Origin of the sequence: Pseudodesulfovibrio sp. (genome assembly GCF_028692895.1) — a bacterium.
Taxonomy (GTDB): domain Bacteria; phylum Desulfobacterota; class Desulfovibrionia; order Desulfovibrionales; family Desulfovibrionaceae; genus Pseudodesulfovibrio.
Genome location: NZ_JAQUWN010000060.1, coordinates 1 through 20,588, shown reverse-complemented (window position 1 = coordinate 20,588; position 20,588 = coordinate 1). Strand labels below are relative to the sequence as shown.

Below are 20,588 nucleotides of genomic sequence, written 5' to 3'. Positions count from 1 at the left end.
CTCCCGCGTCGCGTTCCATTGGGGTTTGGGTGTGGTGGTGGGGCGGAACGCGACCTCTTGGGGCTGATTCTTTGTTCCCTACAGGTCCGCCGGGTTGATGAAGTGGCGGGCCTCACCCGCCGAGTCGCGGTCGTAGCAGACCAGGCCGCAGCGCAGGCAGCGGTCCGCCTCGGCCAGGGCTTCCGTCTCGGACAGGGCGCCCTCCACCTCGCCGAAGGTGCGGTTGCGCTCGTCGCCGTGGCGAAGGTGGGGCATGACGGCCCGCTGCTTGCGCTCCTCGACGTCTATTTCCTTGAACAGGGAGTAGGCGATCATGCCCTTTTGGGTGGCGGGCGGGATCGGGATGGCTCCCTGGGTCATGACGTAGTGCATGGACCGGGCGGCCTTGCGGCCGTCGCCGATGGCCGAGACCACCAGGTCCGGGCCGGTGTAGACGTCGCCCGCCGTGAACACGCCGGGGATGATCGTCTGGAAGGTGTCCGGGTCGGCCACGATGGTCTGCCAGCGGGTGGTCTCCAGCGGGCAGGTCCCGGCGTCGCCGTCCTCGTAGAGGCAGGTCAGGTCAGGCTTCTGTCCGATGGCCGGGATGATGAGCGAGGCGGGCATCCGCTTCTCGGAGCCCTCCTTCTTGACCGGGCGGCGGCGGCCGGAGTCGTCGGGCTCGCCCAGCTCCATCTCGTAGTATTCCAGGGCCGTGGCACGGCCGCTCTCGTCGCCCACGACCTTGGCCGGGGCGGCCAGGAACAGGAACTTCACGCCCTCCTCCTCGGCCCCGACGATCTCTTCCTCGTTGGCGGGCATCTCCTTGCGGGTCCGGCGGTACATCAGGGTGACGTCCGCGCCCAGGCGGACGCAGGTCCGGGCCGCGTCGATGGCGGTGTTGCCGCCGCCGACCACGATGACCCTGTCGCCGGTCTCCGGCTTCTGGCCCAGGGCGTGGGCGGTCAGGAACTCGATGCCGCCCATGACGCCCTGAAGGTCCTCTCCCTCGGCGTACATGCCCGAGGCCTGCCAGGCCCCGATGCCGATGAAGATGGTCTCGAACCCCTCGGCCTTGAGGGACTCGATGGTGAAGTCCTTGCCGAACTTGGTGTTCATGCGCGTCTCCACGCCCAGGTCCAGGATGCCCTGGATTTCCCAGTCGAGGTCCGCCTTGGGCAGACGGTATTCCGGGATGCCGTAGCGGGTCTGGCCGCCCAGGTGGGGCTGGGCCTCGAAGATGGTCGGCGAGTGGCCCAGGCGGCGCAGGAAATAGGCGCAGGAGAGCCCGGCCGGGCCGCCGCCGATGATGGCCGCCTTCTTGCCGGTGTCCCTGGCGCAGGGGACGGGCAGCCGCTTGCCGGAGCGCAGCTCGCGGTCGGCCACGAAACGCTTGAGCATGTTGATGCCCACCGGGGAGTCCACGTGCTGGCGGCGGCATTGGGTCTCGCACGGGCGGGGGCAGACCCGGCCGCAGGTGACCGGCAGGGGGTTGCGCTCGCGGATGGTCATGAGCGCGCCGTCGTAGTCGCCCGCCTTGACCTGCTCGATGTAGCGCGGAATGTTGATCTGGGCCGGGCACTTCTGGCGGCAGGGGGCCAGGCAGTCCGTGGTCTGGTTGAGGTGGAGCAGCCGGGCGGACATGCCGGACACGGCGATGACACCGCGCGGGCAGGCGTCCACGCAGTTGCCGCACGCCTTGCATTGCGCCGGGTCGATGACCGGCAGGCCGCGCGGGCCCATGCGGATGGCGTCGAAGGGGCAGGCGCGCACGCAGGAGCCCAGGCCCAGGCATCCCTCCGGGCAGGATTTGGACCCGCCGTAGAGGAGGTGGGCGGCCCGGCAGTCCAGCACGCCCTCGTAGTGGAAGGCCTCGTCGGCCCGGTCGCCGCCGGTGCAGTCGCGCACGGCCAGCTCGGGCTCGCGTTCCAGAACCTCCTGGCCCATCAGCGCCGCGATGGCCCTATGCCCTTCGGCGTCGGAGACCACGCAGACCGTGGCCTGGGCCTTGCCCGCCACGATGGCCGCCGCCGCGCCCGAGCAGCCGGGGAATCCGCAGCCGCCGCAGTTGGCGCCGGGCAGCAGTCCCTCGACCTCGGCGATGCGCGGGTCTTCCTTGACGTAGAGCAGCTTGGAGGCGATGCCGAGAATTCCGGCCGCGCCCAGGCCGATGCCCAGCAGAGTCAATCCCGATGTCAGTATCATGATGTGCTTCCCTTGGAGTCGTTGCGGTTTTTCCGCTTAGATCATGCCCTTGAAGGCGAAGAAGGCCAGGGACATGAGCCCGGCCATGACCAGGCCGATGGGCGTGCCGCGCATGGCCACGGGCAGGCGGCGCACCGCCAGCCGCTCGCGGATGCCCGCCAGCAGGACCAGGGCGAGCATGAAGCCCAGCCCCGAGGCCAGGGCGAACATGACCGACTTGACCAGGCCGAACTCCTCGCGCTGGACGATCAGCGCCACGCCCATCACCGCGCAGTTGGTGGTGATGAGCGGCAGGAAGATGCCCAGCGACTTGTAGAGCGGCGGGACCATCTTCTTGAGGAACATCTCCACGAACTGGACCAGGGCCGCGATGACCAGGATGAAGGCCAGGGTCTGGAGATAGCCGATGCCCATCGGCACGAGCAGCTTGTACTGCACCAGCCAGGTCAGGCCCGTGGCCATGAACATGACGAAGACCACGGCCGAGCCCATGCCCACGGCCACCCCGGTGTCCTTGGATGTGCCGATGAACGGGCAGTTGCCCAAATACTGGGCCAGGACGATGTTGTTGACGAAGATGGCCGAGATGAAGAGGAGGAAGTATTCCTGCATGATCGTTCTCCCTTAGGCGTTGTCGGCCTTGCCGCAGCAGCCGCAGCTCTTGCAGTCGTGGCCCGGGGCCTCGACCAGGGCCAGGCCCCGCCGCTTGCGTTGCAGGTTCTGGACGAAGACCATCAGGGCCAGGAGCACGCCCAGGCTGATGAACGCGCCCGGCGCCTCGACCATGAGGCCCAGGGGCTGGAACCCCTCCCAGGCCACGTGGACCCCGAAGATGGCGCCCGAGCCGAGCAGCTCGCGCAGGCCGCCCAGGAAGGTCAGTGACATGGTGAACCCGAGGCCCATGCCCGCGCCGTCGGCCATGGACAGGAGCGGGCCGTTCTTGGAGGCGAAGGCCTCGGCCCGGCCCAGGATGATGCAGTTGACCACGATGAGCGGGACGAAGATGCCCAGTTGCTGGTAGAGCGGGTAGGCATAGGCCTGCATCAGGAGCTCCACGGCCACCACCAGCGAGGCGGCGACCACGATGAAGCAGGCGATGCGCACCTTGGCCGGGATGATTTTCCGGAGCAGGGAGATCATCAGGTTGGACAGGGCCAGGACGAAGACCACGGCGAGCCCCATGCCCAGCCCGTTGTCCGCCGTCTTGGTCACGGCCAGGGTGGGACAGAGCCCCAGCACCAGGCGGAACGGGGGCAGCTCGGTCCACAGCCCCTTGGAGAATTCCTTCCACAATCTGCTCATGTTTCTATCCTCGTGCTGTCGGCGGTCAGGACCAGCCGCCCGCCAGTTGTGTCTTGAGGGTCTTGTAGATGGCGATGGCCTGCTGCACGGCGAAGACCGTGCCCGTGGAGGAGATGGTCGCTCCGGCCACGGCCTGGATGTCGCCGCCGTTTCTGGTCAGGGCCACGGCCTCGATGGGGTGGCCCTTGAACTGGGTGGTGTAGCCGTGCTCGGTGACGCGCATGCCCAGGCCGGGGGTCTCCTTCAGGGTGGTGATGCCGATGCCGGTCAGGGTGTCGCTCTTCAGGTCGAAGCCGACCATGACGCCGATGTTCCCGCCGTAGCCCTTGCCCGAGGTTTCGAAGGCCACGCCCGTGACCCGGCCGCCGGACATGGCCGGGAAGACCATGACGGACCTGCCGTCAACGTCGAAACGCTTGCGGTCCTTGATGGGGTTGTTGTCGTGGGTCTCCAGGACCTGGTCGATGGCCGGAGCCTGGACGTACGTCAGCTCCTGCTCCTCGATGATCGGGGCGGTGGTCTGTTTCAGAACAGCCAGCGTCACCCCGGAGATCCCGCAGATCAGGGCCAGGACGATCATCATGTTCAGTATCTCTTTCATGGCTTACCTCGCGCCGAAGGGCCGGGGACGGATGCGCTCCAGCACCGGAGTGAACAGGTTGGCCAGCAGGATGGCGAAGGGCACGCCGTCCGGATAGGCCCCCCAGACGCGGATGACGATGGTCATCACCCCGGCCAGGAGCCCGAACAGGAGCATGGGAATTTGCCGGTTGGGGGAGGAGGGCCCGTCGGTCGCCAGGAAGAACGCCCCGAACATGACCGACCCGGTCAGCAGATGGAACATGGCCGGAGGATAGACCACCGGGTTTATCAAATGCAAAAGCCAGGCCGCTGTCGCGACGCCTGCCAGAAAGCCAACCGGAATAATTGATGAAACGTGGTGCTTGATGACCAGGTAGAGGCCGCCGATGAGCACTCCGGCCACCTGGACCGCGCCAAGGCCGCCCAACTGGCGGCCGAAGAGCAGGGATTTGGTGTCCTGGATCTGGACAGAGGTCCAGCCGAAGGCCTTGAGCTGGCCCAGGGGGTAGGTCAGGTTCATGGTCAGCATGGAGGCGTCCAGGTCCATCTGGCCGGGCCAGGAGACGCGGCAGATGGCCCAACCCACCAGCGGGGCGCAGAACGGGCTGCCGCCCAGGGGGCCGAACATCATCTTGCCCACCCCGATGGAGGCCGCGCTGCCGAAGGCGACCAGCCACCACGGGGCCGAGGCCGGGAGCAGGAAGGCGAATGCCAGGCCCACGGTGAGGGCGTGCAGGTCGCCCACGGACTGGGAACGGTCCATGAGCCGGTTGCACGCGGCCTCGGTGAGCACCGCCACGCCGGCGGACAGGGCCATGACGCGCAGGGCGTCCACGCCGAAGGTGTTGACCGCCATGGCCGCGGCCGGGACCATGGCCATGAGGATGGCGGTCATGAGCCCCCGGACCGAGCTGCCGTAGTGCTTGTGCGGCGGGACCGAGACGGTCAGGACGAGCGGGTTGAGCGGTTTCACAGTGCGACCTCCTCGCGGGACCGGGCCCTGGCCAGTTCGCTCTTGGCCAGCCGGATGTATTGGAGCATGGGCCGGTGGGCGAGGCAGAAAAAGCCGCACAGGCCGCATTCGAAGCAGACCTCGACGTGGGCCTGGGCCGCCTTGTCGTAGAGCCCGAATTCCGCGTAGCTGGTGATCATGGACGGGTCGAGCCGGGCCGGGCAGCGCCGGACGCACTCGCCGCAGCCAACGCAGGCCACGTCCTCGGCCACCGGGGCCGGGTTTCTGACCAGGGTCACGGCCACGGCCGAGCGGTCCACGCCCTGGGTGGGCAGGGCCGCCGCCTCGCCGCGCAGGAAGCCGCCGAGCACGATGCGGTCGCCCTCGGCCGGAACGATGCCGGCCTCGCCCAGGACCCGGGACACGGGCATCCCGACCGGCACGATGGCGAGCTTGCCGTCCACGGTCACCGGGGTCTCCAGGACCGGCAGTCCGGTCCGCATGACCCGGCCGAGGTGGTAGACCGTCTCCAGGCCGATGACCTCGGTGTGGTCCGGGGCCTCGATGCCGGTGACGGCCAGGGCCACCAGCGGGTCGAGCCCCGCCGGGTAGTTGTGGTCGATTTCCGTCAGTTGGATGTCATAGTCCGGGATCGAGGCGCCCTTGAGCACGGCCAGGGTCGTAAGGCGGGGTTTGTACAGGGCATGTATGGTTTTCAGGCCGTGCTCAAGGGGCTCGGGAGTTGAAGCCAGGAGACTTGCGCGTGTCAGGACGCCTTGTTCGGCGTCCACGCCGTTGACGATCAGCGTGTCCACCGCATCGGCCGGAGGAAGGTCCACTCCCAGCTCCAAAAGTTTGTCGTACAGGGCCTTGCCGGAAAGGGCGGCGAGGTCCACGGGCTCCACCTCGTCGTGGCCGCGCGCCTCGACGCGGATGCGGTAGGCGTCCACGTGGGTCACGACGCCCGCGATCGGGGTGTGGATGTCGCCCGCGCCGGGGGCGCTCGCCGTGGCCAGCCGCTCGCCGCGCAGGACGGACTGGCCGCAGGTGACCAGGGGGCAGTGGCGGCGCAGGGTCAGCTCCGCCAGGTCGAGGGAAGGTGTTGCTTGCATGGTCATGAAGCGCCTACCTGGTGATGTGGCATTGGTTGCAGGCGTCCGGACCGTAGGGACCGGCGCCCAGGGATTCGTGGCAGGACATGCACTGGTCGTGGAATGCGTTCATGCGCGGCAGCACGAGGTCGCGCGCATGGGCGTCATGGCAGGCGCCGCAGTCGCTGTAGTCGCCCTTGTACTGGGTCATGTCCACGGACTGGTGGCACTCCTTGCAGCTCGACAAATGCTTGGCGAACATGTCCTCGTGGCAGGAGGCGCACTTCTTGTGCCCGGCCTCGCGCATGCTCGGCACGCCTTTCAGCTCCTTGCCCTTGTGGCAGTCGGAACACTTCCGCGGCTCGGGCTCGATGGACGCGTCGTGGTGGCAGGCGCGACAGTCGTCCGCATATTCCTCGGCGTGCTCCTTGTGGTTGAAGATCAGTTGGCCGTACTCCACGTGATGGCAGCGAATGCAGTAGGACTCGTCGGGGAAGGAGTCCGCATGGCTGCTGGCGAAATTCTTGTCGAAGTCCTGCGGGTGGCACGAGCCGCAGGCCAGTGCGCCGGTCTTGTCCGAGACCTGGACCTGGGGCCGGTCGTGGTGGCAGCGGGCGCACTCGATCTGGTAGTCGCGGTGGTGCGTCAGGTGCGAGAAGATCACCTTGCCGCCCTTGTTGTTGAACAGAATCCGGACCGGCATGGCCTGGCTCCCGCCCGGCAGCACGTAGCCGACGGCCGCCGCGATCACGAGCGCTATCGCCGCAACGAGTACCGGTAACGTCTTGTTTTTTGCGCGCATCGTCCCTCTCCGCCGCACGGATGCGGCAGTTCATGAGCCTTTCGGGTTTCCAGAACCCGCGGACGGCACGGATGCCGTCCGCGGGTAGGTTCAAGTTGCTTACTTCGGCATGACCGCCCAGCTGGGGACGGTGGTAAGGTCCACGCCCCAGAGAACCGGGAGAATGTAGACCACGAAGCCGGTGATCAGGATGGTGCCGATTATGTTCAGCCACAATCCTGTCTTTGCCATCTGCTTGATTGTCACGCATCCGCTGCCGAACACGACGGCGTTGGGCGGCGTGGCCACCGGGAGCATGAAGGCGTAGGAGGCGGCCACGCAGGCGGCGACGATGGTCGCGAACGGGTGGACGCCCATGGCGATGGCCGCGCTGCCCATGATGGGCACGAGCAGGGTGGCGGTCGCCGTGTTGGAGGTGATTTCCGTCAGGAAGATGGTGATCAGGACCACCACGCCGACGAAGACGAGCATGCTCGCGCCCTCGAGAGCGCCGAGCTGGGAGGCGATGTAGGCAGCCAGGCCGGTCTTGGCGAAGCCGTTGGCGATGGCCAGGCCGCCGCCGAACAGCAGGATGACGTCCCAGGGAATCTTGACCGCGGTCTTCCAGTCGAGCAGGAATTCGCTCTTCTTGAAGTTGGTCGGGATGCAGAACAGGATCAGCGCGCCCAGGATGCCGACCGTGGCGTCGGCCACGTACCCGAAGTGGGGCAGGACGGCCAGGACGAAGGACGCCTTTTTCAGGAAGCTCAGGGACAGCCAGAAGACGGCCATGAAAACGCCCACGGCCACGATTTTCTTTTCTTCGCTCGACATGGGGCCGAGCTTTTTCACTTCTTCATTGATGATCTTGGCTCCGCCCGCCAGTTCCATGCTGCCGGTGCTGTAGAGCAGCTTGGTCAGCAGGAGCCATGCGATGGCCAGGGTGATTGCGGACAGGGGCACGCCGAACATCATCCACTGGCCGAAGCCGATGGTGACGCCGAACATCTTTTCGATCATGCCGGCCATGACGGTGTTCGGGGGCGTGCCGATGATGGTGGCCACGCCGCCGATGGAGGCGGCGTAGGCGATGCCCAGCATCAGGCCGCGGCCGAAGTTGAACTCGGGGCCGACGTTGTTGCCGCTGTCGCGCAGGTGGTCGGAGGTGAAGCCGGTGGCCTGCTGGATGACGGCCAGGCCGATGGGCACCATCATCATGGTGGTGGCCGTGTTGGACACCCACATGGACAGGAAGGCCGTGGCCAGCATGAAGCCCAGCGTCATTCGCGCCGGGCTGGTGCCGATGGCCTTGATGGTGTAGAGCGCCACGCGCCGGTGCAGGTTCCACCGCTCCATGGTCACGGCCAGGAAGAAGCCGCCCATGAACAGGTAGATCAAGTGGTTGGCGTACGGCGCGGTGGACGCCGACGACTTCATGATCCCCAGCAGGGGGAAGAGCGCGATGGGAAGGAGGGAGGTGGCGGGAATGGGGATAGCCTCCGTGATCCACCATATGGCCATCAGGACGGTGACGGCAGCCACGCGCCATGCCTCGACCTTCATGCCGGTCGGAACCGGCAGAAGGAGCATCAGGACAAAGATGATGGGGCCGAGAAAGAACCCTATCCGTTTGCCCTTACCGGAATCAGCCTGTGAACTCATAATGCAATTCCTCGTACAATAGTTTCTACACCTCGAAATGGACCGCAACCCCAGGACACTCTGGGAAATCCCGGGCGGCAACCCATTGCAGCCGCCCGGGGATTATTTATATTCCGAGATGATAGGTTTCGACGAACGCGCCGACACGCTTGCTGGACTCGGCGATGCGCTTCCCGAGCTGGCCCTTGTAGGCCTCGAGGTCCAGCGGCTTGCGGGCGACGCCCCCCTCCATGGCGGCCTTGGCCACGGCCACGGAGACGTACTCGATGAGCCGCAGGTCAAGCGCCTTGGGGATGACGTAGTCGCGTCCGAATTCAAGCTTGTCCACGCCGAACGCCTTGCAGACGTAGTCCGGGGCCTCGGTCTTGGCCAGGTCGGCCAGGGCCTGGGCGGCCGCGATCTTCATCTCCTCGGTGATGGAGGTGGCCATGCAGTCCAGCGCCCCGCGGAAGATGAAGGGGAAGCCGAGCACGTTGTTCACCTGGTTCGGGAAGTCGGAGCGGCCGGTGCCCATGATGCAGTCCGGGCGCGCCTCCTTGGCGTCGGTGTAGGTGATCTCCGGGTCGGGGTTCGCGCAGGCGAAGATGATCGGGCAGTTGTCGTTCATGGACTTGACCATCTCCTTGGAGACGATGCCGCCCTTGGACAGGCCCAGGAAGCAGTCCGCGCCGACCATGGCCTCGGCCAGGGAGCCGTATGCCTTCTCTGTGGCGTACTGCTGCTTGAACTCGTTCAGGTCCGTGCGGGCCTTGTTGATGTGGCCGCGCGAGTCGAACATGGCGATGTTCTCGAACTTGACGCCCATGTTCCGGTACAGGTTGGTGCAGGCGATGGCCGCCGCGCCCGCGCCGGAGATGACCACGCGCAGGTCCTCGGCCTTCTTGCCGGAGATCTCGAGGGCGTTCATCATGCCGGCGGCGGTGACGATGGCGGTGCCGTGCTGGTCGTCATGGAAGACCGGGATGTTCATTTCCTTTTTCAGCCGCTCTTCGATGTAGAAGCATTCCGGGGCCTTGATGTCCTCAAGGTTGATGCCGCCGAAGGTGGGCTCCAGGGCCTTGACCACTTCGCACAGCTTGTCCGGATCGAGCTGGTCCAGGTCGATGTCGTAGACGTCGACGTCGCCGAAGACCTTGAACAGGACGCCCTTGCCTTCCATGACCGGCTTGCCCGCCAGGGGGCCGATGTTGCCCAGGCCGAGCACGGCGGTGCCGTTGGAGACGACGCCCACCAGGTTGCCCTTGCCGGTGTATTCATAGACCAGCGAGGGATCGGCATGGATCGCCTTGCACGCCTCGGCCACGCCGGGGCTGTAGGCCATGGACAGGTGCTTCTGGGTTACGCACGGCTTGACCGGGACGACCTCGACCTTCCCCTTCCTCCCCATGGAGTGGTAGGCGAGCGCCTCTTCTTTGGTAAATAATGCCATTGTATTATCTCCTTGTGGTTGGTTGCGTTATTCGATGCCCGCGGCCTTCAGGTCCGGCACGGCGTAGAGCTCGCCGCCGTGGGAGTCGTTGATGACCAGCAGGGGGAAGTCCTTGACCGTGAGTTCGCGCACGGCCTCGGGGCCGAGTTCGTCGAAGGCGATGACCTTGGCCGCCGTGATGGAGTTGGAGAGCAGGGCTCCGGCTCCGCCCGTGGCGCCGAAGTACACGCAGGTGTGGTCCTCCATGGCCTTGCGGGTGGCGGCGTCGCGCTTGCCCTTGCCGATGGTGGCCTTGAGCCCCAGGCTGTAGAGCCGGGGGGCGTAGGAATCCATGCGGTAGCTGGTGGTCGGGCCTGCGGAGCCGATGGGGCGGCCCGGAGGCGCCGGGGAGGGCCCGACGTAGTAGATGGCCGTGCCCTTGAGGTCGAAGGGCAGCTCCTTGCCCTGGTCGAGCAGGTCCACGAGCTTCTTGTGGGCCGCGTCGCGGGCGGTGTAGATGGTGCCGGACAGGAAGACCACGTCGCCCGCCTTGAGCTGGGCGATGTCCGCGTCGGAGAGCGGGGTGTTCAGTTTGTATTCCGCCATTAGAGTATGACCTCCTCGTGCCGCTGGGAGTGGCACTGGACGTTGACGGCCAGGGGCAGGCTCGCCAGGTGGCAGGGCTCCATGGCGATCTTCACGCCGAGGACCGTGGTCTTGCCGCCCAGGCCCATGGGCCCGATGCCGAGTTTGTTGATCGCTTCGTAGAGCTCCTTTTCCAGCTCGGCGACCTTGGAATCGGGATGGGTGTCGTCCAGCTTGCGGGTCAGGGCGCGCTTGGCGATCTTGGCGGCGTGGTCGAAGGTGCCGCCGATGCCGATGCCGATGACGGTGGGCGGGCAGGGGTTGGGCCCCGCCTCCGCCACGCGCTTGACCACGAACTCCTTGATGCCCTTCCAGCCCTGGGCCGGGGCGAGCATGGTGACGCGGGACATGTTCTCCGCGCCGCCGCCCTTGGCCATGTAGGTGATCTTCAGCTTGTCGCCGGGGACGATGTCCACGTGGATCACGGCCGGGGTGCCGTCGCCGGTGTTGGCCCGGGTCAGCGGGTCGCAGGCGGACTTGCGCAGGTAGCCGTCCGCATAGCCCTTGCGGGTGCCTTCATTGATGGCCTCGGTGAGGTTGCCCTCGACGAAGACCTGGTCGCCCATCTCCACGAAGAAGACGCCGAGCCCACAGTCCTGGCACAGGGGGAGCTTGGTCTTGAGCGACAGGTCGGCGTTCTCCAGGAGCTGGCGGAGCACCTCCTTGGCCGAGGGGGAGTCCTCCGCGGCCATGGCCTTTTCGAGACTGTTGCGGACGTCGTCCGGCAGCTCTGTGTTGCCCTTGATGCACATGTTCGCCACGGCATCGACAATGTCGGAAGCTTTGATAGTACGCATGGCCACCTACTTTTTCTTGAAGAGGTCCTTGAGGGCGGTAATGCCCATCTTGCGCCGCAGGAAGCCGAGCTGGTTCTGCAGCGGAAGGTTCTTGGGGCACACGTCCTCACAGGCCAGCAGGCCCATGCAGCCGAAGATGCCCTCGTCGTTGCCGATCACCTCGTAGTATTCCCTGTCGGTGCGCTCGTCGCGGGGGTCGACCACGAAGCGGGCCACGCGGTTGAGGCCGGCCGCGCCCAGGAAGTCGCTGCGCAGCCGGGCGGTGCCGCAGGCGGCCACGCAGCAGCCGCACTCGATGCACCGTTCCAGCTCGTAGATGTCCTCGGCCACGGAGTTGTCCATCCGCTCCTCCTCCTTGGTCGGGTCGAAGGTCTTGGAGGTGTGAATCCAGGATTCGGTCCTGGTATACATCTCGCGGAACCACACGCCGGTGTCAACGGAGAGGTCGCCGATGAGCTTGAAGGTCGGCAGGGGGTGCAGGGTGATCTTGTCGGGGAGGTCCTTGGTCTTGGTCTGGCAGGCCAGGTTGGGACGCCCGTTGATGACCATGGCGCATGCGCCGCAGATGCCGGCGCGGCAGCAGAAGTCGAAGACCAGGCTCGGGTCCTGCTCCTCTCTGAGCCTGTTCAGAGCGATGAACAGCGTCATGTTCGGTTTTTCTTCAAGGGTGTACTGCTGCATGTGCGGCGTCTCACCCTTCCGCTCGGGATTGTACCGGAATATCTCGAAGGTCAGTTGTCTATCCATGGTGGAATCCTCTTGTCGTCGCGGTTACTTCTTCTTGCCGATTTCGGTGACGGGGCTCTTGACGGTGCGCTCCTTCACGTACTTGGCGTCGGCGGGGATGATCTTGCCGCCGCCGTAGCCGCGGTCGCCCGGAGGCAGCTCGAAGAGCGGGGTGGTGTCCTCGTAGACGAGCTCCGGCATGTCCGCGCCTTCGCGCCAGTAGGCCAGGGTGCGGTTGAGCCAGTCCTGGTCGTTGCGCTCGGGGAAGTCCTCGCGGTTGTGGGAGCCGCGCGACTCGGTGCGCTGCAGGGCGGCCTGGGCGATGCACAGGGCGAGCTTGACCTGGCCTTCGAGCTTCAGGGCGGAGCCCAGCTCGAAGTTGGCGCCCGCGCCGTCGGAGACCAGGCCGACCTTGCGCGACTTCTCCAGGGTGCCCTGGAGGGTCTGCACGGTCTCTTCGAGGTCCTTCTGGTTGCGGAAGACGAAGCAGCCCTTCATGAGCGCTTCCTGCATCTCGTTGCGGACCTGGTAGACGTTCAGGTGGCCGCACCGGCCCGCGACCAGGTCGTCGATGCGCTTTTTCTGCTTGTTGACGGCGTCGTTGATGGAGGCGGTGTCGAAGGTGGTCTCGTGTCCCTTGAGGAACTCGACGATCTTGGCGCCGATGATGCCGCCCGCGACCACGGTTTCGGCCAGGGAGTTGCCGCCCAGGCGGTTGAAGCCGTGCATGTCCCAGCAGGCGGCTTCGCCGGCGGAGAAGAGGCCCTTGAGGCCGTATACCGCGCCGTCCTTGTCGGTGCGGATGCCCGCCATGGTGTAGTGCTGGGTGGGCCGCACCGGGATGAGCTGGGTGCGCGGGTCCACGCCCAGGAAGTGGTGGCAGATCTCGTCCACTTCGCGCAGCTTGGTGGAGATGTGCTTGTCGCCCAGGTGGCGGATGTCGAGCCAGAGGTGCTCGCCGTAGGGGGACTTGACGCCCTTGCCGGCGCGCATGTGCTCGGTCATGCGGCGGGAGACCACGTCGCGGGAGGCCAGCTCGGCCTTCTCCGGTTCGTAGATGTGCATGAACCGTTCTTCGTTGACGTCGAGCAGGGTGCCGCCGTCACCCCGGCAGCCCTCGGTGACCAGGATGTCGGTCGGGACGATGCCGGTGGGGTGGAACTGGATGGACTCCGGGTTGCCGATGGGCACCACGCCGGTGTCGTGGGCGATGACGTGGCCGCCGCCGTCGCAGATGACCGCGTTGGTGGTGGCCTTGTAGATGCGGCCGAAGCCGCCGGTGCAGATGGCCGTGGCCTTGGCCAGGAAGACCTCCAGGCGGCCGGTGCGCAGGCAGCGGACCACCGCGCCCTTGCAGGTGTCGCCGTCGTGGATCAGGGAGATGGCTTCCTTCTTGTCGAAGACGTTGATGCCGAGCTGGGCGCAGCGGTTGTCCATGGTGCACATGACCGCGTGGCCGGTGCCGTCCGAGGTGTAGCAGGTGCGCCACTTGGCGGTGCCGCCGAATGACCGGGCGGTGATGAGCCCTTCCTTTTCCTCTTTTTCGTACTTCTCGAACTTCTCGCCGCCCTTGAAGTAGAAGGACTTGCCGGGCACCACGCGGTTCCAGGGCACGCCCCAGGCGGCCAGGCGGCGCATCTCGATGGGAGCGGCGTCGGCGAAGAGCCGGGCCACTTCCTGGTCGCAGCCCCAGTCGGAGCCCTTTACCGTGTCGATGAAGTGAACATCGGAATTGTCGCCCTCGCCCATGGCGCAGTTGCCGAGGGAGGCCTGCATGCCGCCCTGGGCGGCCGAGGAATGGGAGCGCCGGGCCGGGACGATGGACAGGCAGGTGGCGGTGAAGCCGTTCTGGGCCGCCTCGCAGGCGACGCGCTCACCGGCGAGTCCTGCGCCGATGACCAAAAGATCGGAGAAATGTGTCTGCATGACGTATACCTCTTTAGCCGAACATTAAGAAGCGGATCAGGGTGATGATCCCGATGACCATGAAGATGGTGAACAGGGTCGATTCGAAGCGCTTGAACCCCTTCCGCTGGTCGGCCTTCACGAATCCCCATTTGACGCCGATGCGGTAGAATCCGACGCTGACGTGGAGCTCCACGCACGGCAGGAGGACCATGTAGAAGAGGAACCACCAGAAGTGCTGCATGCGAGCGGCGGACTTGGCGGCGGTGATGGGCAGGTCGTTCAGGACCGTCCACATGTGGATGGAGCCGAGGATCAGGATGATCATGGCCGTGACCGCCTGGACCACCCAGAGCCACGTGTCGCGGTGCTTCATCATCTTGGCGTGCTGCCAGATGGTGGACTGCCCTTCCACGCGGAAGGGGATTTTGCGCGCCGCCAGGGCGAAGTGGACCAGGAAGGTCAGGAAGATCAGCGGTCCGCCCACCTGGGCCATGAACGTCGCCTCGAAGAAGTGGGCGATGGCGTTCATGAGGTTGGGCGAGATGACGACCGAGGAGACGAGCATCATGTGACACCACATGAAGAGGATCAGGCTCGCTCCCGTCAGCATCTGCAGCCAGTCGAGACCGGCGTCGAGGCGGGATACGCCTGGGACGGATGACGTGTAGGTTTTCATCATGTTACACCTGTGGTTCTGGATTGTTGAATTCGGCTGGGTCCCGGGCCCCCCTCGCGCGCCACACCTGATGCGCTCGATGCGGGAGGCCGTCTGGCTCCGGCTTTGCCTTGTCCCAACGTGTGCCCATGGCGCGCCTCCCGTCGAAGGCAGCGGATATGGATCGCAACGTCTAGGGCAAAAGCAATGGGCGTACCACTTGTGACGGTTTTGCAACCAGCCGGAATTACATGCACTATAATGGCGGAAGATCAGGCCGTCGGCGGATTTCCGCCGATGGCCCCGGATCGGGGCGGCGGAAATCCGCTTGTTTGGATTGAGCGCACAGTCAACAGGGAAAATTCGGGGTGTTTCGCCCCGATGGGGGGGGATGCCCGCCGCAGCCGCGCCGGGCCTGGATCGGCTGGTTCCGGGCTCCGGAGCGCGGGCGGCCGGGAGGGCCGCGCAGGGGGTGTTCGGCTAATTTCCGCCGGTCACTCGCTGCGCTTCAGGTTGTATTTGGCCATCTTCTCGTTGAGGGTCCGGCGGGGCACCTTGAGCTCGGCGATGACCTGCTGGATGTTGCCCTTGTTGCGCAGGATGGACTCGTGGATGAGGTGACGCTCGAAGAGGCAGACCTGCTCCCGGAGCGGGATGGTGGATTCCCGCCGGTCCACGTTGGTGCCGGAGAGGAGCTTGGGGATGCGCACCGTCGGGGGCAGGGAGGAGAGGACGTAGCGGGCGGCCAGGCTTTTCAGCTCGCGCACGTTGCCGGGCCAGTCGTACGCCATCATGGCGGCCAGTCCCTCGGGGCCCGGGGGCTCGGCCTCCTGGCCGTAGGTGTCGGCCGCGCGCTCCAGGAAGAAGGAGAAGAGCAGCGGGATGTCGCTCTTGCGCTGCCGCAGCGGCGGCACGGTCAGTTCGACGGTGTTGATGCGGAAATAGAGGTCCTCGCGCAGCCGCCCGCGGGTGATGGCCTCGCGCGGGCTGACGTTCATGGTGGAGATGAGCCGGAAGTCCACCGGCCGGATGGCGTTGGAGCCCAGCGGGGTGATCTCGCGCAGCTCCAGGGCGCGCAGGAGCTTGCCCTGGACGTCGAGCGGCATGGAGTTGAGCTCGTCCAGGAAGAGGGTGCCCCTGTTGGCGGCCTCCAGCTTGCCGATGCGCTTGCCCTGGGCCCCGGTGAAGGCGCCGCCCACGTGGCCGAAGAGCTCGCTTTCGGCCATGTTGACCGGAATGGCCGCGCAGTTCAGGGCCATGTATGGCCCGTCCTTGAGGCGGCTCAGGTTGTGGATGGAGCGGGCGATGACCTCCTTGCCGGTGCCGGTCTCGCCGATGATGAGGACATTGGCGATTGTCGGGGCGACGTTGTTGATCTCCTTCTTGAGCGCGAGCATGGCCGGGCTGGTGCCCACCAGGCGGGAGTCGATGCCGCTGCATCCCTCCAGGGCGCGCTTGAGGCCACGGTTCTCCAGGATCAGGCGGCGTTTTTCCAGGGCGCGCTTGACCGTCTCGATGATCTGCTCCGGGTCGAACGGCTTTTCCACGAAGTCGTACGCCCCGTCCTGGATTGCGCGCACGGCCATGGCGATGTCGCCGTGGCCGGTGAAGAGGACCACGGGGATGGCGGCGTCGATCTCGGCCACCCGCTTTTGCAGTTCGAGGCCGTCCATGCCGGGCATCTTGACGTCGGAGAGGATCATGCCCTCGAACTCGGGGGTGATGTAGCTCAGGGCCGTGGGGGCGTCGCCGAAGTCGCGGACCTTGAAGTCCGAGAGCTCCAGCCATTGCCGGGCGGAGTCCCGCACCGACTGTTCGTCGTCAACCAGAATAATCTGCCGCATCGCTTTTTTCCCCTGTTTTCCGGGTGCGGGCCAGGGGGATGTGCACGAAGAATTCGGCACCCCTGTCCGGCCGGTTGGTGGCGCGGAAATCGCCGTTCATGTCCTTGATGATCTTATAGGAGATGGAGAGCCCGAGGCCCACGCCGCTTCCTTCCTTCTTGGTGGTGACGAAGGGCTCGAAGATGCGCTTGTCCACCGAGGCGTCGATGCCGGGGCCGTTGTCCCAGACGTGGATCTTGGCCCGCTCCTTGACCTTGCGCAGGCTGACGCCGATGAGGGCGTCGTCCGTGTGCTGCAGGGCGTCCAGGGCGTTGCGGAACAGGTTGATGAGGACCTGCTCCATGTGCACGCGGTTGCCCACCACGTTGATGGGCTCGTCGGTCAGGAAGAGCTCCAGGCGGCACCCTTCGGTGTGGAACTGGTGCTCCATCAGGGTCAGGGACTCCTGGATGGCCAGGCGCAGGTCGAACTCGTTTTTCTTGTCGGTGGACTTGCGGGCGAAGGACTTGAGCTGGCCTGTGACCGTGCCCATGCGGTCGCCCAGCTCGGAAATCTTGACCAGGGTGGTGTCCACGTCCGCGAGCTTGTCGCGCTTGAGCATCAGGCGGCAGGAGGCCACGTAGGTCTTCACCGCCGCGATGGGCTGGTTCAGCTCGTGGGTGATGGCCGCCGCCATCTCGCCCAGGGCGGCCAGCTTGCCCGCCTGGACCAGCTCCTCCTGGGCGGCGCGCAGCTCGTGTTCGGTGCGCTTGCGCTCCTCCACCTCCTGCTCCAGCTTCTTGTTGATGGAGCGGATGCGGTCCGCCTCCATGGCCTGGATGCGCGCGATCTGCCGCTGCCGCCGCTCGCGCAGGAAGAAGCGGGTCAGCACCCCCAGGCCGAGGATGACGAAGGTGGTCAGCGAGATGCCGAGCGTCCGCTCCCACAACTGGCCCTGGGGCATGAGGTAGCTGATGGTCCACTCCATGCCGGGGATGGAGCGGCTTTTCTCCAGGAACCGCTCCTTGCCGATGGTCACCTCCTTGGCGAAGCCCAGACGCGTAGCCGTGTGGATGGGCAGGGGGTAGAGCTTGACCTCCGGGAACTGGAGCTTGTCGTGGATGCTCTTGAGGGTCGGGGCCGAGAGCGGGGAGAGGGTGCGGTATTTCCATTCCGGCCGGCTGGCCAGGACGATGATGCCGTGAATGTCGGTGACGAAGAGGGTCTCGCCGCCCTCCTGCCAGATGGCCTCCAGGGGCGAGAGGACGATCTTGGCCACGGCCACGCCCACGAGCTTGCCGTTGCTGCGCACGGGGTGGGAGATGTAGTAGCCGGGGTTCCCGGCCGTGACGCCCACGCCGTAGAACCGCCCCTGCCGACCGCGCATGGCGTCCTGGAAATAGGGGCGGAAGGCGAGGTCCAGGCCGATGAAGGAGTTCTCCTTGCGCCAGTTGCTGGCTGCGGTGACGATGCCGTTGGTGTCGAGCACGTAGACCACGGTGGACCCGGCGATGGAGTTGGCCTCCTCCAGGAAGAGGTTGACCTGGCCCGCGTTGTCCGCGCCGTGGAGCATGCGCGAGACGATGCCCGCCTCGGCGATGAGGTAGGGCAGGTACTCGTATTTCTTGAGTTCGGCCAGCAGCGTGCTCTCGTACAGGTTGAGCCGCTCGTTGGACATGCCTTCGAAGCCGTCCAGGTAGTCGTACTGGACCAGGACGCCAACGCCCAGCGGGATGCCCGCCAGGAACAGGACGTAGGCCATGATCGTCAGGATGCGCGCGGCGTTGATCTTGCGGAGCATGGCGGTCAGCGCTCCGGGCGGCGGGTGGCCGGGGCCATCGGCGGAAATCCGCTCATTTGCGGAGCCGGAATCGGTCGAGTTTGGACGTGCTGATATTGTAACAGCTCGGTTTCATGGTCTTTCATTGCAATGCTCACAACCTTTGCCTTCTGAGTTAAGCAAGAAGGGTACCAGTTAGGTCACCTGGGAAAGTTGTCGGTCCGGGCCACGGAGCGGTCCGGGTCGAACCATATGGCCGCCGCGCCGGGGTGGTGACGGAGCAGGAACTCGCGCCCCTTGTCCGGGCCCATGATGAACACGGTGGTGGCCAGGGCGTCGGCCAGCTCCGCGCTGTCCGCGATGACCGAGGTGCCGATGGAGGCGTGGGCCGACCCGAGGGTGGCCGGGTCGATGATGTGGTGGCGGCGTTCGGCCTCGCCGCCCCGCTCCATGGTGACGAACTGTTGGTAGTCGCCCGATCCGCAAATGCCTTTTTCGCGCAGGGTGACGGTGGCGTGGAGCTCCCGGCTGCGCGGGTGGCGGATGCCCACCTTCCAGTCCCGGTCGCCGAAACAGTACAGGTCCCCGCCCGCTTCGACAATGCCGCTTTTGACGCCGTGCTTCCGCAGCATCCGGACCGAGGCGTCGATGATGGTTCCCTTGGCGATGCCGCCCATGTCCAGCGCCATGCCGGGGAGCCGGAGCCGCACCGCGCCTTCGGCCGGGTTCAGCTCGACCTTGCGGTAGTCCACCAGGTCGCGCTTGCCGTCGGCCAGGGAGGGGGCCAGGGCGTAGTAGAAGTCGGCGGTGGTCAGCGCGCCCACCGTGGGGTCGAACACGCCGCCGGACTCGCGGCTGATGGCCAGGGCGCGTCCGATGAGCGCGAAGGCGCGGGCCGAGGGCTTGACCCAGGCGCCTCCTGCCGCTTCGTTGATGCGGCGGATGGAGCCGCCGGGGCTGCGGAAGTCGAGGTCCGCCTGGATGGCGTGCATGGCGTCCATGGCCCGGCGCGCGGCCCGTTCGGCCCCCTGGCGGCTCTCGGCCTCCAGGGTCAGGTGGACGATGGTGCCCATGGCCACGTCGGTGAAGCGGTAGAAGCCGTCCCGCTCGGCGGCCGGGCGGGCGGCGTCGAGCACGGCCAGGCCCGGCGCGGCCAGGACGGCGGCCAGGAGCAGGGCCAGGACCGCGGCCGGTCCCCGGCCGAAGTGGCCGCGCACGCGCAGGGCGGACCCGGCCAGGGGCACGGCGCAGAGCGCCCCGATCAGCGCCGCCAGTTGCAGGGGCGGGGCCACGGCGTGGAGCGAGGGCAGCAGCCGGCCGCCCAGCAGCGGGCCGAGCAGGAACCCGATCCCGGCCACCAACTGGGCCGCGCCGAAGAGCCGCCCCCGGCGCGGGGACAGGGCGGCGGTCAGGGCCATGGACGCGGGTACGGACAGGGCCGAGCCCAGGCCCATCGCCGCTCCGGCCAGGGCGAACTGCCAGCTCGCCCCGGCCAGGCCCATGGCGAACATGGCCGCCGCCGAGAGCAACATGCCGCCCACGGTCAGCCCTTCGCGGCTCGCGTCCCGGAAAAATCGCTGGGCCGCGGGCAGGGCCAGGGCCGTGGCCAGGCCGGGCAGGGCGAAGAGCAGGGCCACGCGCAGCCCCCGGCCAAGCAGGGTGGAAAGTAGGATGGGATAGAACGCGGCCAGGAAACCGAGGCCCAGGGTGCGCCCGCCCACGGCCAGGAGCAGGGCGGCGGGGCTCACGCCCGGTTCCGGCTCGCGCCGCGCCTCTTTTTGCGCCACGGTGCGCATCCCGCCGGGCAGGAGCAGGGCGGCGGCCAGTCCGGCCAGGGCCATGCAGGCGGCGACGGCGGCCAGCACCGGGCCGGGCCGCCGGTCCAGGTAGAGCAGCCCGCCCATGAGCGGCCCGGCGAACACGGCCAGGCCGAAGGTCATGGCCTGGATGGCGAAATATCGGGACAGGTCCCGGTTCCCGGCCTGGCTGCCCAGGGCGGCCAGGGCCACGGGCCGGTGCAAGCCGGAGATCAGGCCCAGCAGGAACTGGACCGCATAGAGCCCGCCAGCGCCCGGCGCGGCCAGATAAAGCAGCGGGGCCAGCGCGCCCAGGAGCGGCGCGCCCGCCAGCAGGGGCCGGGGGCCGATGCGGTCCGAGAGCAGCCCGCCCAGGGGCGCGGCCAGGAGCTTGGCCAGGTAGTATCCGGCAAAGGCGCTGCCCAGCCAGGCCCCGCTGATGCGCGCATCCAGGCTGGCCAGGGGCACCACGAACGAGAAGAGCGCCACCCCCAGG

The 20,588-nt window shown here is 66.7% G+C and carries 17 protein-coding genes; all 17 read right to left on the bottom strand.

Going from position 1 to position 20,588, the window contains the following annotated elements; genetic code table 11:
- Window positions 1–78: 78 nt before the first annotated feature.
- On the bottom strand, window positions 79–2,184 hold the full coding sequence (locus PHP91_RS13440) for an FAD-dependent oxidoreductase (RefSeq protein ID WP_300141608.1): 2,106 nt from the start codon (window positions 2,182–2,184) through the stop codon (window positions 79–81).
- A gap of 36 nt (window positions 2,185–2,220) precedes the next feature.
- A complete protein-coding gene (locus PHP91_RS13435; RefSeq protein ID WP_300141605.1) occupies window positions 2,221–2,796 on the bottom strand; it encodes an RnfABCDGE type electron transport complex subunit A in 576 nt (191 codons plus the stop codon).
- Between the two features lie 12 nt (window positions 2,797–2,808).
- Window positions 2,809–3,486, bottom strand: coding sequence for an electron transport complex subunit E (locus PHP91_RS13430; protein WP_300141602.1), 678 nt, complete (start codon window positions 3,484–3,486; stop codon window positions 2,809–2,811).
- Window positions 3,487–3,511: 25 nt separating this feature from the next.
- On the bottom strand, window positions 3,512–4,087 hold the full coding sequence (rnfG, locus tag PHP91_RS13425) for an RnfABCDGE type electron transport complex subunit G (RefSeq protein WP_300141599.1): 576 nt from the start codon (window positions 4,085–4,087) through the stop codon (window positions 3,512–3,514).
- A gap of 3 nt (window positions 4,088–4,090) precedes the next feature.
- Window positions 4,091–5,041 (bottom strand): RnfABCDGE type electron transport complex subunit D, encoded by a 951-nt coding sequence (locus tag PHP91_RS13420; protein ID WP_300141596.1) that lies wholly within the window; start codon window positions 5,039–5,041, stop codon window positions 4,091–4,093.
- Entirely contained in the window at window positions 5,038–6,138 is a 1,101-nt protein-coding gene (locus PHP91_RS13415) for a 4Fe-4S dicluster domain-containing protein (RefSeq protein WP_300141593.1), read from the bottom strand. The genes PHP91_RS13420 and PHP91_RS13415 overlap by 4 nt, the downstream gene beginning before the upstream one ends.
- Before the next feature lie 7 nt (window positions 6,139–6,145).
- Window positions 6,146–6,862, bottom strand: coding sequence for a cytochrome c3 family protein (locus tag PHP91_RS13410; RefSeq protein ID WP_300141590.1), 717 nt, complete (start codon window positions 6,860–6,862; stop codon window positions 6,146–6,148).
- Window positions 6,863–7,012: 150 nt separating this feature from the next.
- On the bottom strand, window positions 7,013–8,554 hold the full coding sequence (locus tag PHP91_RS13405) for a DASS family sodium-coupled anion symporter (protein WP_300141587.1): 1,542 nt from the start codon (window positions 8,552–8,554) through the stop codon (window positions 7,013–7,015).
- Window positions 8,555–8,660: 106 nt separating this feature from the next.
- Complete coding sequence (locus PHP91_RS13400) at window positions 8,661–9,983, bottom strand: malic enzyme-like NAD(P)-binding protein (protein ID WP_300141584.1); 1,323 nt, start codon at window positions 9,981–9,983, stop codon at window positions 8,661–8,663.
- A 27-nt stretch (window positions 9,984–10,010) separates the two neighbouring features.
- Window positions 10,011–10,568: a Fe-S-containing hydro-lyase gene (locus PHP91_RS13395; protein WP_300141581.1), complete on the bottom strand. Its 558-nt coding sequence runs from the start codon at window positions 10,566–10,568 to the stop codon at window positions 10,011–10,013.
- Window positions 10,568–11,404 (bottom strand): fumarate hydratase, encoded by an 837-nt coding sequence (locus tag PHP91_RS13390; protein ID WP_300141578.1) that lies wholly within the window; start codon window positions 11,402–11,404, stop codon window positions 10,568–10,570. The genes PHP91_RS13395 and PHP91_RS13390 overlap by 1 nt, the downstream gene beginning before the upstream one ends.
- 6 nt (window positions 11,405–11,410) lie before the next feature.
- Window positions 11,411–12,151, bottom strand: coding sequence for a fumarate reductase iron-sulfur subunit (locus PHP91_RS13385; RefSeq protein WP_300141575.1), 741 nt, complete (start codon window positions 12,149–12,151; stop codon window positions 11,411–11,413).
- 24 nt (window positions 12,152–12,175) lie between these two features.
- Window positions 12,176–14,056: a fumarate reductase flavoprotein subunit gene (locus PHP91_RS13380; RefSeq protein ID WP_300141572.1), complete on the bottom strand. Its 1,881-nt coding sequence runs from the start codon at window positions 14,054–14,056 to the stop codon at window positions 12,176–12,178.
- Window positions 14,057–14,069: 13 nt separating this feature from the next.
- The gene (locus tag PHP91_RS13375) at window positions 14,070–14,714 is read right to left on the bottom strand and encodes a succinate dehydrogenase/fumarate reductase cytochrome b subunit (RefSeq protein WP_300141569.1); all 645 of its coding nucleotides are present in this window, start codon (window positions 14,712–14,714) and stop codon (window positions 14,070–14,072) included.
- Between the two features lie 473 nt (window positions 14,715–15,187).
- Window positions 15,188–16,537, bottom strand: coding sequence for a sigma-54 dependent transcriptional regulator (locus tag PHP91_RS13370; protein WP_300141567.1), 1,350 nt, complete (start codon window positions 16,535–16,537; stop codon window positions 15,188–15,190).
- Window positions 16,515–18,317: an ATP-binding protein gene (locus tag PHP91_RS13365; RefSeq protein WP_300141564.1), complete on the bottom strand. Its 1,803-nt coding sequence runs from the start codon at window positions 18,315–18,317 to the stop codon at window positions 16,515–16,517. The genes PHP91_RS13370 and PHP91_RS13365 overlap by 23 nt, the downstream gene beginning before the upstream one ends.
- Window positions 18,318–18,496: 179 nt before the next feature.
- Window positions 18,497–20,588 (bottom strand): MFS transporter (locus PHP91_RS13360; protein ID WP_300141561.1); only part of this gene is annotated, 2,092 nt, incomplete at its 5' end.

Coding starts and splice junctions, on each gene's coding strand:
- PHP91_RS13430 (WP_300141602.1), bottom strand. CDS start 3,486: ATGAGCAGATTGTGGAAGGAATTCTCCAAGGGGCTGTGGACCGAGCTG.
- PHP91_RS13385 (WP_300141575.1), bottom strand. CDS start 12,151: ATGGATAGACAACTGACCTTCGAGATATTCCGGTACAATCCCGAGCGG.
- PHP91_RS13415 (WP_300141593.1), bottom strand. CDS start 6,138: ATGACCATGCAAGCAACACCTTCCCTCGACCTGGCGGAGCTGACCCTG.
- PHP91_RS13365 (WP_300141564.1), bottom strand. CDS start 18,317: ATGCTCCGCAAGATCAACGCCGCGCGCATCCTGACGATCATGGCCTAC.
- PHP91_RS13395 (WP_300141581.1), bottom strand. CDS start 10,568: ATGGCGGAATACAAACTGAACACCCCGCTCTCCGACGCGGACATCGCC.
- PHP91_RS13370 (WP_300141567.1), bottom strand. CDS start 16,537: ATGCGGCAGATTATTCTGGTTGACGACGAACAGTCGGTGCGGGACTCC.
- PHP91_RS13405 (WP_300141587.1), bottom strand. CDS start 8,554: ATGAGTTCACAGGCTGATTCCGGTAAGGGCAAACGGATAGGGTTCTTT.
- rnfG (WP_300141599.1), bottom strand. CDS start 4,087: ATGAAAGAGATACTGAACATGATGATCGTCCTGGCCCTGATCTGCGGG.
- PHP91_RS13390 (WP_300141578.1), bottom strand. CDS start 11,404: ATGCGTACTATCAAAGCTTCCGACATTGTCGATGCCGTGGCGAACATG.
- PHP91_RS13435 (WP_300141605.1), bottom strand. CDS start 2,796: ATGCAGGAATACTTCCTCCTCTTCATCTCGGCCATCTTCGTCAACAAC.
- PHP91_RS13400 (WP_300141584.1), bottom strand. CDS start 9,983: ATGGCATTATTTACCAAAGAAGAGGCGCTCGCCTACCACTCCATGGGG.
- PHP91_RS13375 (WP_300141569.1), bottom strand. CDS start 14,714: ATGAAAACCTACACGTCATCCGTCCCAGGCGTATCCCGCCTCGACGCC.
- PHP91_RS13440 (WP_300141608.1), bottom strand. CDS start 2,184: ATGATACTGACATCGGGATTGACTCTGCTGGGCATCGGCCTGGGCGCG.
- PHP91_RS13380 (WP_300141572.1), bottom strand. CDS start 14,056: ATGCAGACACATTTCTCCGATCTTTTGGTCATCGGCGCAGGACTCGCC.